The following is a 12,540-nucleotide window of genomic DNA, read 5'->3' as shown; positions in this document are numbered from 1 at the left end:
GGTCGCTTCGCCGCCGGTGGTTTAGGCGCCCGGAATTCAAGGCGACTGCACTACCCCTTCGATTCAAAAAGTTACTTTCACCGAAGGCGCGCTGCGCTTGGCCTCGCCGTGATAAACGGCTTCGATGTTGTTTCCGTCAGGATCCAGAACGAAGGCCCCGTAGTAGCCCGGATGATATTCGCGGAATCCGGGTGCGCCATTGTCCTTTCCGCCATTGGCGAGAGCCGCCTTGTGGAAGGCATCGACCATGGCCTTGTCCTGCGCCTGGAATGCCAAGTGATGGCGTCCGGTCAATATTCCCTGCGCAGCTTTGCTATCGGCGGTCGATACGAACAATTCGTCCGCCCAGAAATAGTCGTCGCCGGTGCCTGCCATCGGAATCCTCAGGACATCGAACACGGCTTCGTAGAATCTCTGGCTGGCGGTAAGGTCCCGTACGACCAATTGGATGTGGTCAATCAAACGGCCACGATGCAGTTCCTGGGTTTCCATACTCGATCTCCGCTGCAATAAAAAGGAAGCCCGCTTTTTATCATCGGATGCTTGCGGACATCTTCACGCTGTTTTGACTGTCCGCAGTCGCTCATGGAGGAGTCGCTAGGCTGCGGTTTCAACCGATACCGGCGGCTTCCAGACGGTGCGTTGCACCAATGCATCCATAGCCTGGCGCTGTTCCTGCGCATCCAGCGCAACCAGCCACTGCGTCTGTCCGCCGGCATTGGCCGCGATCGCGATTCCGTCCCGATAGAGCACGCTGGATCCAGGCAGCCGGGGAATCTTCGCGCCGGCCAGCACGGTGCCGAGCAGATTGGCCGGATCGGCGGCGGAAACGCGCACCAGTTGTCCGTCGGCTGGCCGGCGCCTCACCTGCCGCAACAGTCCAAGCGCTTCAGGCAACGCGAACTGCTCTCCGGACAATCCTGCGATGAAACGGCCGCCGCGTATCTCGCCGCGCGCTTCCAGCCGATGATAGATACGAACCAGTTCGCGCCATGGAGGAAGCCACGCCGCTTCGCGTTCCAGCATTCGCCAGCACACCACGCCGTATCGGCGCAGCAGAGTGCGGGCCACGTGTTCGATCGCCTCCGGCGATTTCTTCGCGCCCGGATCGGTACCCGGATGGCGTACCAGCGCCCACCGTCCGGCATCTTGGATACCGAATAGCGAATGGCGCCGGCGTCTGGAGGAAGCAGGAGCACGCTTCGAAGCAGGCACCAGCAACGCGCGCAACCCGGCGTAGCTGTCGCAATGAACGCGGCCGCGCGCCACCAATTCGGCCAGTGCGTCTTCCAATTCCGTCTGCAACAGGTGCGCGCCTTCGGCGAGTTCGTCGAAAAAAGAGGCTCCGCTGGCGGCCAGCCATTCGACGATCTTGCTAGCGCGCGAACTCATGCCCGCGTCGTCCCCAGGCGTCGGCGCTAGCTGGCGCCAAAGCGGCGCCGTGCGGCGCGGCAACAACAGCAGCGGCGTGGAGCGCAGCGAAGCGCTTGCGCTTCCGCCTTCGGATGCGTTCGGTCGCAGCCGCGCCCACAAGGTGCGTCCGGAGGTGCAGAGATCGTCGAGCCAGGCGATGGAATAGTCCTGGACCCGGGCCGACAACAGCTCGGCTTCCCAACTGGCCGCCGGGGCCTCATAACCTTCCAGTTGGCCGAGTACGACCGACAGCGCTTCCGGTCCATTGACGCGAGTGGCGGGACTGAGGTGTTGCCAGTCGAACAGGAATCGCGCGAAATCGCGCGGCTCTACCGGCTCTATTTCCTGGCGTAGGCGTTTGAGGGTGTATCTATGGATGCGGGCGAGCAAGTGCCGTTCGCACCATTCGACCTCTTCGGAACCCGGGGTGAAATTCCCCTGCAAGACATAGCCTTCGTTCTGAAGTCCGAGCAGTGCGATCTCGACTTCCGCAAGCGGCACCTGCAGCTGAGCGGCGAGCTCATGCGCGCGCATCGGACCCAGGCCGGAGAGACGAGAACGCAGCAGTTCGCGCATCGCCTCTTCGCCGGTCCAAAGCGTTTCGGCGTACTCGCGCGGCACTTCTACCGAGGGATGCGCGACGGATTCCGGATAGACGGCCGTCGCCTGCGGGAGCCGCTCCGTCGCTACCCAGCAACCGATGCCGCGTAACTCAAGCCGAGTGGCACGGCCCTCCGCCGCCAGCACCTGCAACCACTGCCGCCAGTCGGGCGTCGCGCAGGCCTCGGCTTCTGTGATCACTCCCAGACCACCCAGGGCTTCGTGCATTTCGTCCGCATTGCGTGCCTCGGGCCAAGCCTCGCGCCTGACCGCCGCTATGGCATCGGCATCGAGCTGGCCGATGTCCGCGGCGCTTTCCGGATCGGCATAACGGCGGCCCTGCACCGCCTGCGTTCTGCGTTCTTCCAGCGGCGCGTCGTCCAGATAGGCGTAAGGGCGCGCATTCAGCGCTTCGGCCGCCAGGGGCGAAGGCGCCGGTAGATCTCTCGCCAGCACCTCGACCTCTCCGGATTCGATGCGGCGCAGCAGGTTCAACCAGCCATCGGCATCCATCGCGTCGTACAAGCAATCCCACAGGGTTTGCGCCACCAGCGGATGCTCCGGAATTTCCCGCTCGCCGGCCAGGTTCTCCGCGCACGCCACCTGGTCGGGGAAAACCGTCGCCAGCAGGTCTTCCGATTTCATGCGTTGCAGCTGCGGCGGAACCTTCTTGCCGCCCTGGTAACGCGGCAGCGCCAAGGCCGTAGTCGCATTCCATCGCCAGCGCACTCCGAACAGCGGCGCATCCAGCAACGCCTGCACCAGGACCTCGAGCGCCGAAACCGACTTCAGGTATTGCTCCACGTCCTGCAGCGGAAAGCTATGGCTGGTGGAAAGCGACAGCACGATGGCGTCTTCGGTCGCCGCCGCTTGCAGTTCGAAATTGAACTTGCGGCAGAAGCGCTTCCGCAGCGCCAGCCCCCAGGCGCGATTGAGGCGGCTGCCGTAAGGCGAGTGGATCACCAGCTGGGTGCCGCCGGATTCGTCGAAGAACCGCTCCATCACGATGCGTGTCTGCGTAGGCAACGCACCGAGCGCGGCTTGCGCGCGCGCCAGATAATCCACGACCTGCTCTGCTGCCTCCCTCTGCAGCCCTACCTGTTGCAGCAGCCGGTCGCATGCGGCCCCCGGACCGGAGGCCGCGATCGCATCTCCGATCGACGCGCGCAAACGCGAAACCCCGAAGGACAATTCGTCGGTACGGCCGGGCGCTTCGCCCAGCCAGAACGGGATATTGGGCGGGGCGCCTTGCGCGTCCTCCACGCGCACGCGGCCCGGTTCGATCCGCAGGATCCGGTAACTGGCGTTTCCGAGTTGGAAGATGTCGCCGGTCAGGCTCTCCACCGCGAAGTCTTCGTTCACGGTGCCTATATTGAGCGCCTGCGGCTCCAGCAGCACGGCGTAATCGCCGGTCTCGGGGATGGTGCCGCCCGACATCAAGGCGGTCATCCGCGCGCCCTTGCGCTCGCGCAGGCGACGATGCACGGCATCGCGATGCACGTAGCCGGCCCGCGGGCCGTGCCGGGTAGTGAAACCTTCGGACAGCATCCGCACCACCGCGTCGTAGTCTTCGCGCTTCAAGCGCGCGTACGGCGACGCGTGGCGCACCAGGGCGAAGAGCTCGTCCTCGTCCCATTCCGCGCACGCGACTTCGGCGACGATCTGCTGCGCCAGCACATCCAATGGCGCCGGCTGCACGCGCAGCGCGTCGAGTTCTCCCCTGGCCACGCAATCCAACAATGCCGCGCATTCGAGCAGTTCGTCGCGGGATTGAGGGAACAACCGCGCCTTGGGTATTCCTCCCACCGCATGCCCAGAGCGTCCGGCACGTTGCAGGAAAGTGGCGATGGAACGCGGCGAACCCAACTGGCAGACCAGATCGACATCGCCGATATCCAGACCCAGCTCCAGCGACGCGGTGGCCACCAGCACTTTCAGATCTCCGCGCTTGAGCCGTTGTTCGGCGTCCAGTCGCGCTTCCTTGGCCAGACTTCCATGATGGGCGGCGACGGCTTGCTTGCCCAGCAGTTCGCCCAGATGGCGGGCCGCGCGTTCGGCCATGCGCCGTGTGTTGACGAAAACCAAAGTGGTGCGATGCGCGCGCACCAGCTCGGCTACGCGCACGTAGACCTGTTCCCACTGGTCGTTGGACATGACCGCCGCCAGCGGCGTAGGCGGAATTTCCAGCGCCAGATCGCGCTGCTTGGCGTAGCCGATGTCGACCACCGCGCAATCGGTGCTGCCGGCGGACGCGGGACCGCAGCCGACCAGAAAACGCGCGACCTCATCGATCGGCTTTTGCGTCGCCGAGAGCCCGATGCGCACCAGCGGCGCGGCGCATAGCGCCTGCAAGCGTTCCAGCGATAGCGAAAGATGGCTGCCGCGCTTGCTTGCGGCCACGGCATGGATTTCGTCCACGATCACCGTGCGCGTCGTGGACAGCATGGTGCGTCCGGAGGCCGACCCCAGCAACACGTAAAGCGATTCCGGCGTGGTGACCAGAATATGCGGCGGCTTGCGCAGACTCTGCTGGCGTTCCTTTTGCGGCGTATCGCCGGTGCGCACCGCCGTGCGGATATCCACGTCCGGCAAACCCAAAGTTGCGAGCTCCTGCCGGATTCCCGCCAGCGGCGCGTCCAGGTTCAGCTTGATATCGTTCGAAAGCGCTTTCAGGGGCGAGATGTAGAGGACGATCGTTTCGTCCGCCAGCCCCTCCGGCCGCAATCCCGTGCGCACCAGCTCGTCCAGCGCCGCCAGGAAGGCGGTAAGCGTCTTGCCCGAACCGGTAGGCGCAGCCACCAAGGTGTTCCGGCCTGCCCTAATGTGCGGCCAAGCCTCGGCCTGCGCCTGCGTGGGCGCGCCGAAAGTCCGGCGGAACCAGTTGGCAACGGCAGGATGGAAGGTGTCGAGAGGCATCGGGAAGTCGGAGGTCTGGATCGCGGAGCTATCGTAGCTATGGGCCGCTCACTAGGAATCTACATGGGGCCGGATAGCGGGCATCCAACTATACGGCCCGTAAACAAGGGCCGCCTTAGAATACGACTATCTTCTACGGAGGTTCGCCATGCTGCGTTCGCATGTGGTGGAGAAACCCACCGACTCGCGCCCTGCGACCGAGATATTCCGTCTGGCGCCCGATGGCGCCATACCCAACAACACGAATCCGGCGCTGGTCTACCGAGGAGTCTTTTCGCAGCGCGACGACGCGGGCGCGCAATGGCTGGAAAAGCGGTTCGCGGACAATGGCTGGACCGACGCCTGGCGGTGGAGCGTTTATCCGTTCCACCATTTCCATAGCAATACGCACGAAGTGCTGGGCGCATTCGCGGGAAAAGCCCTCCTTCAGCTCGGCGGCGAACACGGTCCGGAAGTGAATCTTCGCGCTGGGGATGTATTGGTCATACCGGCAGGCGTCGCTCATCGCAAATTGCGGGAAGCCGATGGGTTCCAGGTAGTCGGCGCTTATCCGGAAGGCCGCGAGCCCGATATGCGCACGGGCCTGGAAAGCGAGCGCGAAACCACCGAAAAAGCCGTGGCCAAGGTGCCCGTACCGGCAGCGGATCCCGTGTTCGGAGCCGATGGCCTACGCGTCTTCTGGCGCTAGCCGCGTGGCTTCGGCGTCGCGCAGTTGTTCCTCGCCTTTTGGCTATGGATGGCGCCACCAGTACCGACATCAACGTGGATACGAAAGAAGGCGTGGTGATACTTAGCGAAAAACGTCAAATCGAAGGCGGAAGTCGTGAGCGTGATGCGTGTTGCCTCAAGAACGCAACCAAAGTCGAATCCAGATTTATCGTCATTCAGTCCCGCCGCCAGCAAGTGGGTGACTTGCCGATCCATTCTTTCCCATCGCAGACATGAAATGATCGCTCGCTTACTTTCTCATCATCCGATATTGACTACGCAATAACGCACAGCCCGCTAATTTATCCATGCCGGATGAGCAATGGCTAATGCCCGAAGCAGAAATCCGGTAGGAGGCTCAGTTGCCGGGCGTTTCCTCCTCGGCACTGAGCCTTCTTATTCCTAAGTTCCTTCCCCTTTGAATTCGACAGAACCAACTACAGGCCGGGATCCTTGGATCCCGGCCTGTAGTTTGTGAGGCTGTTCAATGAGGCTGTGAAATATGCCGGAAAACCTCGGCCTTCATGGAACGAGTATCCGTTCTTCGCTCCAGATCGGCCAACGCGACTATGCCGCACAGGCGCCCTTGGGCATCGACGATCGGGATGCGGCGAACCTTCTCTCTGGCCATCAGCTCCGCGCATTCCTTCAAATCCGCGTCCTGCTCTATGGTTATGGCCGGACTCGTCATGCAGTCTTCCGCGCGCACTTGTTTTGGATCCTGTCCATGCGCCACAAGGCGAATCACGATGTCGCGATCAGTGACGACGCCGATTGGCTTGTCGCCATGGACGATCGGGATTTCGCCGACGTCGTTGTCCAGCATCTTGCGAGCTACCTCACTCAGGTAGGTGGATCTGGCAGCGACAACGGGATTCTGCGTCATTACGGTTTTTACTTTCACTGATCTATCCTTCGGCTGGGGTTTCTGATCCTCTCGCAGCCGCAATCAACCGACTGTCAAACTGAAGTTAAATGCCGGTGATTTACGCTGTCTCGCTTCGTCATCTTCCGCAGGTGCCGCCAGAGCGGCAAGCATCAGTGAAGCCATCCTCGGAATTCGCTGCGTTCTTCTCAGTTATTCACGATCCATTCTCTTCTAAATACAAGTCAGCTCTGCGAGATTTTTCTACTGAATTCGCGAGGTTCGCGCGTGGTGAATAACAGATCGCTAACTTCCACTACACCGCAGTGCACAAATCGATTACATGCGTTTCTTTAGCATGGGCATCATGGATAACGATGATGGCTCTCGAACTCCTCCCTCGATAAGCCGCAACTGGGCGCTGTTCTTGGATGTTGATGGAACCCTCGTGCCGCATATCGAGCGGGCGGACGGCGTGAAGTTCGACGACGCGTTGCGTCGTCTTCTGGCAAGTCTTTCTGCGCACCTGGATGGTGCGGTGGCTCTGGTAAGCGGCCGCAGTATCGCTTCGCTCGATGCGTTGCTGTATCCGCTGGAATTCGCCTGGCTGGCGGGCCTACATGGAGTTCAGCGCCGGACTGCGGCCGGGAGCTACCAAACCCCGGAATGGGACGACGACGCGCTTTTTGGCTATGTGCAACAGGCCAACGATTTGGTTGCCCGTTTCCCGGGCGCCAGCATCGAGCACAACGGCCCCTGCCTTTATCTGCACTGGCGTTCGGCGCCCGACGCTGCGTCGGCATTGACCTCTCTAGCTGAAGAAGTCGAGAAGGCCCTGCCTTCGCACCGTCTGCACCGCGGACAGCACGGGATCGAGATCCGGCCGACCGGAATCGACAAGGGTCAAGCGATTCGCCATTTCATGATCGACCCGCCGTTCGCAGGAAGGCGCCCGGTATTCGTGGGCGACGATCCCGCGGACGAGCCTGGTTTTGCCGCGGTCAATGCGATGCGTGGAATCAGCGTGCTGGTAGGCGCATCGCGGGAAACGTCTGCCCGCTTCTGGCTGCCTGATGTCGACGCGGTGCTGGCATGGCTGGCAGAGCATGAAGCCCGATTTGCGGAAGAGGTCGCCTAGGAGAGACAGTGTGGGAAGATTGTTCGTAGTATCCAACCGCGTCGCCCAACCCGGCGGCGTCCAGATCGGGGGCTTGGCCACAGCGCTGCAGACTGTCTTGCGGGAACAGCGCGGGGTATGGGTCGGCTGGAGCGGAAAATACGGCGAAGGGCCGCCCCATATCCACATAGGCGAGGGCATCCGCTATTGCACGCTGGACATTCCGAAACCCGATTTCAACGCCTACTACCATCACTTCGCCAACCGCACCTTGTGGCCGCTATTCCACTATCGGGTCGATCTGGTGGACTACCGGCGCGAGGCCTACGAGGGCTATCGTGACGTCAACAAGCGCTTTGCCCATGTGCTTGCGCAGGAACTGCGGCCGGACGACGTCGTTTGGGTTCATGACTACCACCTGATTCCGCTGGCGCACGAAATGCGCAAGCTGGGCCTCGCTCAGCGCATTGGCTTCTTTTTGCATATCCCGATGCCCTCGTGGGACGTGCTGTCCATGCTTCCTGGCCATGAGGAACTGCTGGGTCTCCTCGCCGACTACGATCTGGTCGGCTTGCAGACCGTTGGAGACATGGAAAACTTCCGCGGCTACCTGCAAGCCATCGGCAAGCATCACCCTCGTTGCGAGTTGGCCACATTCCCCATTGGCATCGATGCCCAAGCGGTTGCGCAAGTCGCCGCCGCTCCGGCAGCGCTATCGGCAGCGGACGAACTGAAGGCCAGCCTTTCCGGTAAGCGGCTGGCCATAGGGGTAGATCGCCTCGACTACTCCAAGGGACTGCCGGAACGTTTTCGCGCGTTCGCGCGTCATCTGGAACACAGGAAGGCGCGTCGCGAGCCGCTGACCTACTTGCAGATCGCACCTACCACGCGCGAAGCGGTGCCCGAGTACCAGACATTGCGGAAGGAACTGGAGGGCCTGGCTGGCCACATCAATGGTCTACATGCCCGTCCGGACTGGACGCCTATTCGATACGTCAATCACAGCTACCCGCATAGCATTCTTACCGGCTTCTATCGCGCAGCCGATCTGGCGCTGGTGACGCCGCTCCGCGACGGCATGAACCTGGTGGCCAAGGAATACGTCGCGTCTCAGGATGCGTCCGATCCCGGAGTGCTTGTGCTCTCCCGAATGGCGGGCGCCGCCGATGCGTTGCCCGAGGCGTTGCTGGTCAACCCGCACGATGTGGACGATGTAGCGAACGCCATCGACACCGCCGTGTCGATGCCCGCTTCCGAACGACGTCAACGCTGGGAAGCGATGATGGACAACTTACGGCGGCACGACATCAAGCGCTGGGCATCCGATTTCCTCGAACGCCTTCGTCGGTCTACCCACGGCGACGGACATGCCGGCGGTTCCACCGCCGACGCACAGCCGACTGCGCGCGAAGACGACTCGCCGCCCCGCAAACTGGCGCTAGCCAGTATCGGCGACGCGCACTTATCGACGAAGAACGCCATCAACATCTGAGGGCATCACAAGGAGAACCCATGAGGATCGCGCAGGTCGCGCCTTTGCTTGAATCGGTACCGCCGCGCCTGTACGGAGGAACGGAACGCGTCGTGTCCTGCCTGACCGAGGCGCTGGTGGAACGTGGGCACGAAGTGACGCTGTTCGCCTCTGGAGATTCGACCACCTCCGCCAACCTGACCAGTTTCAGGGAGCAAGCGCTGCGTCTGGACCCGGCACCGCAAAAATCGATAGTTGCAGCGCATTTGTCGATGCTGCAAAGCATTCGTCAGCGCGCTGACGATTTCGACGTGCTGCACTTCCATATCGACTTGCTTCCCTTCCCCATATTCGAAACGGTGGCGCACAAGACCGTCACCACCCTGCATGGCCGCCAGGATAAACAGGACCTGGCACAGGTCTACCGACGTTGGCCCGGTTACCCCTTGGTTTCCATTTCCGACAGCCAGCGCAAACCCATGCCATGGGCCAACTGGTCCGAAACGATCCACCACGGGTTGCCACCGGGTTTGTGCGCTCCTCCGTCACGGCCTAGCTGCGACTACCTCGCCTTTCTGGGACGCCTCTCAGTCGAAAAGCGACCCGATCGCGCCATAGAAATCGCCAGAAGAATCGGCATGCCGCTGAAGATCGCAGCGAAAGTTGGCGACGCAGACCAGCGGTATTTCCACCAAACCATCGCGCCGATGCTCGAAGGTGCGGAGGTGGAATTCATCGGCGAGATAGACGACTCCCAGAAGAGCGAATTCCTCGGCAACGCCGCGGCCTTGCTGTTCCCGATCGATTGGCCCGAACCGTTCGGTCTGGTCATGATCGAAGCGATGGCCTGCGGCACCCCGGTGGTGGCTTGGCGCGAAGGAGCCGTACCGGAAGTCGTAGACGACGGCGTCAGTGGCCGTGTCGTAAGCGGGATGGAGGAAGCCGTGGCTGCGGTGGCCGAAGTGCGCGCTTACGACCGTCGCCGCATACGCGACTGCTTCGAGCGGCGTTTCGATGCATCGCACATGGTGGCCCGCTACGAATCGCTGTACCTGCGCCTGACGGAGGAACAACCGATCTTGAAGAAGGCCTGACGCCATGGAATCCACCAACGACGCCGCGCTGCAGACGCGTTACGTGCTGAAGGACGGCGATAGCTTCCTGGTCGCCAATAGCCTGGGCAACGTCGTGTCCCTCAGCGAAGGACTTTTCATACAGGACACACGCATCCTGTCGACCTACCAGTTGCTGCTAGGCGACCAGGAGCCGGCATTGCTCAGCGCTGCGGTCACCCAGGACAACGTGTTGTTCGTCGCCCATATGACCAATCGCGCGTTGTCGGCGATCGACGAGATGGGCGCGCCCGAAGGGCTGATTCACCTGACCCGCAGCCGGTTCCTGTGCAAGGAACGCATATTCGAGCGCATCACCTGCGTCAACTACGGAGCCCGGCCCGCGCGCCTGCCTTTGCGATTCAAGCTGGCTGCGGATTTCGTGGACATGTTCGAAGTGCGCGGCAGCAAGCGTTCCGCGCGTGGACGCCTGTTCGAATCCGAGACCGGCGACTGGGGATACGGCTTCCGCTACGAGGGTCTCGATCGCGTCGTGCGCACCTCGTCGGTGCTTTTTTCGCGTACGCCGCGGTTTCTGGAGCCTGGCTTGCTGGAACTGATGGTGGCGCTGGATCCAGGCGGCAGCGACGAGTTGTACATCGAAATAGGCGCGACGCCAGAAGGCGCACCGACACGCGAACGGTATCGCAATGAAGCCTCGACCGCGCGACGACGAATGCGGCGGAGGCAGCGCCGCGGCGCACGGGTGGCCAGCGGCGGTCCGCTATTCGACCAGTGGATGCGCCGTTCCCGCTCCGATCTGGCCCTGCTCACCAGCGAGTTGGAAACAGGTCCTTATCCCTATGCCGGAATTCCCTGGTTCTCCACGCCGTTCGGACGCGATGCGGTAATCACTGCGCTACAAACCCTATGGCTGGACCCCGCGCTCGCCAAAGGGGTGCTCAGCTTCCTGGCCAAGCACCAGGCGAAGGAAGATTCGCCTTTTCTGGACGCGGCGCCCGGCAAAATCCTGCATGAGACGCGAAAAGGCGAGATGTCCACGCTGAAGGAGCTTCCTTTCGGCCTGTACTACGGAGGCGTCGATACCACACCGCTCTTCATCGCGCTGGCCGGGGCTTATTTGCGGCGCACCGGCGACGTGGAAACCATCGAATCGCTCTGGCCCGCATTGCTGGCGGCTACCCAATGGATAGAACGCGTGTGCGACTCGGACCCGAATGGATTCCTCGTCTATGTGCGCGGCACCGATCTGGGCTTAGCGAACCAGGGCTGGAAAGACAGCGGCGATGCCGTCTTCCACGCCGATGGCCGTCTTGCTGAGGGCCCGATCGCGCTGGTGGAGGTACAAGGCTACGTCTATGCGGCCTTGCGCACTATGGCCGAGCTGGGCGAAAGCCGGGACCCCGATGCCGCAGAGCGATGGAGCAGACGTGCAGAGGAACTGCGCATCGCCGTGGAAAAACTTTTCTGGATGGAGGATGCCGGTTATTACGGCATGGCCCTGGACGGCGCGGGCGAGCTATGCGCCGTGCGTACCAGCAATGCCGGTCATCTGCTTTTCGTCGGATTGCCCTCCCCAGAACGCGCCGCAAGCGTCGCCGAACAGCTGATGTCGCCTGCTTTTTTTTCGGGTTGGGGAGTGCGCACGGTGGCGCGCGGCGAATCCCGCTTCAACCCCATCTCCTACCACAACGGCTCGGTATGGCCGCACGATTCCGCCTTGTGCGCCTTCGGCATGGCGCGGCAGGGCGTGCGCGGCGCGGCCAACCGATTGCTGCGCGGAGCATTCGAGGCCGCAGTCCATTTCGACATGCGGGTGCCGGAGCTGTTCTGCGGCTTCGCGCGGACGCAAGGCGCACCGCCCGTGGCCTATCCCATCGCGTGCCTGCCGCAGGCCTGGGCGGCAGGATCCGGGCTAATGCTTCTTCAAGCGTGCTTGGGCGTGGAGATCGATGGCGATTCGCAGACTATCCACGTGCATCGCCCCGAACTTCCGCAAGGTATCCAGGATGTCGCCATTACCGGTCTCGCAGTGGGTGAGCACCGAGTGGATCTGGTGTTCCGAAAAGTGGGCAGTCGCGTGGCTGCCTTTCTCGATGCGGACGACAGCGGTCAGGTCTCGCTGCAGATCCGCAATTGATCGTGCGAGGGCGATGGTGTGCGCTTACAGCTGGGTGTCGTTTCGAGAACGCGGGTACTTGATCAAGACTGCCCGAGACCCAGGGAACAAAAAAGCCGCCTTTGCGAGGCGGCTTTTTCGATTACAACTGGTGCCGGAAATAGGAATCGAACCTACGACCTCATCATTACGAATGACGCGCTCTACCAACTGAGCTATTCCGGCGTGGACGCGAATTCTAGGCGCGGCAAGGGGTTA

General features: G+C 62.2%; 8 protein-coding genes, 1 tRNA gene and 1 pseudogene. 6 read left to right on the top strand and 4 right to left on the bottom strand.

Going from position 1 to position 12,540, the window contains the following annotated elements; all coding sequences use genetic code 11:
- Window positions 1–63: 63 nt before the first annotated feature.
- Together J2W94_RS02670 and J2W94_RS02665 are read right to left on the bottom strand one after the other, a co-directional pair.
- On the bottom strand, window positions 64–492 hold the full coding sequence (locus tag J2W94_RS02670; protein ID WP_310090090.1) for a VOC family protein: 429 nt from the start codon (window positions 490–492) through the stop codon (window positions 64–66).
- A 105-nt stretch (window positions 493–597) separates the two neighbouring features.
- Window positions 598–4,929: a DEAD/DEAH box helicase gene (locus tag J2W94_RS02665; RefSeq protein WP_310090088.1), complete on the bottom strand. Its 4,332-nt coding sequence runs from the start codon at window positions 4,927–4,929 to the stop codon at window positions 598–600.
- A gap of 148 nt (window positions 4,930–5,077) precedes the next feature.
- Here J2W94_RS02665 and J2W94_RS02660 point away from each other — a divergent pair, with 148 nt between their 5' ends.
- Both J2W94_RS02660 and J2W94_RS02655 read left to right on the top strand, forming a co-directional pair.
- A complete protein-coding gene (locus J2W94_RS02660) occupies window positions 5,078–5,617 on the top strand; it encodes a cupin (RefSeq protein WP_310090087.1) in 540 nt (179 codons plus the stop codon).
- 44 nt (window positions 5,618–5,661) lie between these two features.
- Entirely contained in the window at window positions 5,662–5,874 is a 213-nt protein-coding gene (locus J2W94_RS02655; RefSeq protein ID WP_310090085.1) for a hypothetical protein, read from the top strand.
- A gap of 247 nt (window positions 5,875–6,121) precedes the next feature.
- On the opposite strand, the gene J2W94_RS02650 is transcribed toward J2W94_RS02655, so the two are convergent.
- Window positions 6,122–6,541 (bottom strand): CBS domain-containing protein, encoded by a 420-nt coding sequence (locus J2W94_RS02650; protein WP_310090084.1) that lies wholly within the window; start codon window positions 6,539–6,541, stop codon window positions 6,122–6,124.
- A gap of 328 nt (window positions 6,542–6,869) precedes the next feature.
- Here J2W94_RS02650 and otsB point away from each other — a divergent pair, with 328 nt between their 5' ends.
- From otsB to J2W94_RS02630, 4 genes and pseudogenes are all read left to right on the top strand, one after another.
- Window positions 6,870–7,640: a trehalose-phosphatase gene (gene otsB / locus J2W94_RS02645; RefSeq protein ID WP_310090083.1), complete on the top strand. Its 771-nt coding sequence runs from the start codon at window positions 6,870–6,872 to the stop codon at window positions 7,638–7,640.
- Window positions 7,641–7,650: 10 nt separating this feature from the next.
- A pseudogene (locus tag J2W94_RS02640) lies at window positions 7,651–8,970 on the top strand (alpha,alpha-trehalose-phosphate synthase (UDP-forming)); the annotation flags it as partial.
- Window positions 8,971–9,131: 161 nt separating this feature from the next.
- Complete coding sequence (locus J2W94_RS02635; protein WP_310090082.1) at window positions 9,132–10,184, top strand: glycosyltransferase family 4 protein; 1,053 nt, start codon at window positions 9,132–9,134, stop codon at window positions 10,182–10,184.
- A gap of 4 nt (window positions 10,185–10,188) precedes the next feature.
- On the top strand, window positions 10,189–12,303 hold the full coding sequence (locus tag J2W94_RS02630; protein WP_310090080.1) for an amylo-alpha-1,6-glucosidase: 2,115 nt from the start codon (window positions 10,189–10,191) through the stop codon (window positions 12,301–12,303).
- A gap of 128 nt (window positions 12,304–12,431) precedes the next feature.
- Here the strand turns inward: J2W94_RS02630 and J2W94_RS02625 are convergent.
- Window positions 12,432–12,507 (bottom strand) — tRNA-Thr (locus tag J2W94_RS02625).
- Window positions 12,508–12,540 lie beyond the last annotated feature (33 nt).

The organism is Pseudoxanthomonas sacheonensis, from assembly GCF_031455975.1.
Lineage (GTDB): Bacteria > Pseudomonadota > Gammaproteobacteria > Xanthomonadales > Xanthomonadaceae > Pseudoxanthomonas_A > Pseudoxanthomonas_A sacheonensis_A.
This window is presented reverse-complemented; position numbering and strand designations above follow the sequence as displayed.

Excerpts from the sequence above, each read along its gene's own strand:
- otsB (WP_310090083.1), top strand. The coding sequence starts at position 6,870 with ATGGATAACGATGATGGCTCTCGAACTCCTCCCTCGATAAGCCGCAAC.
- J2W94_RS02655 (WP_310090085.1), top strand. The coding sequence starts at position 5,662 with ATGGATGGCGCCACCAGTACCGACATCAACGTGGATACGAAAGAAGGC.
- J2W94_RS02665 (WP_310090088.1), bottom strand. The coding sequence starts at position 4,929 with ATGCCTCTCGACACCTTCCATCCTGCCGTTGCCAACTGGTTCCGCCGG.
- J2W94_RS02660 (WP_310090087.1), top strand. The coding sequence starts at position 5,078 with ATGCTGCGTTCGCATGTGGTGGAGAAACCCACCGACTCGCGCCCTGCG.
- J2W94_RS02630 (WP_310090080.1), top strand. The coding sequence starts at position 10,189 with ATGGAATCCACCAACGACGCCGCGCTGCAGACGCGTTACGTGCTGAAG.
- J2W94_RS02670 (WP_310090090.1), bottom strand. The coding sequence starts at position 492 with ATGGAAACCCAGGAACTGCATCGTGGCCGTTTGATTGACCACATCCAA.
- J2W94_RS02635 (WP_310090082.1), top strand. The coding sequence starts at position 9,132 with ATGAGGATCGCGCAGGTCGCGCCTTTGCTTGAATCGGTACCGCCGCGC.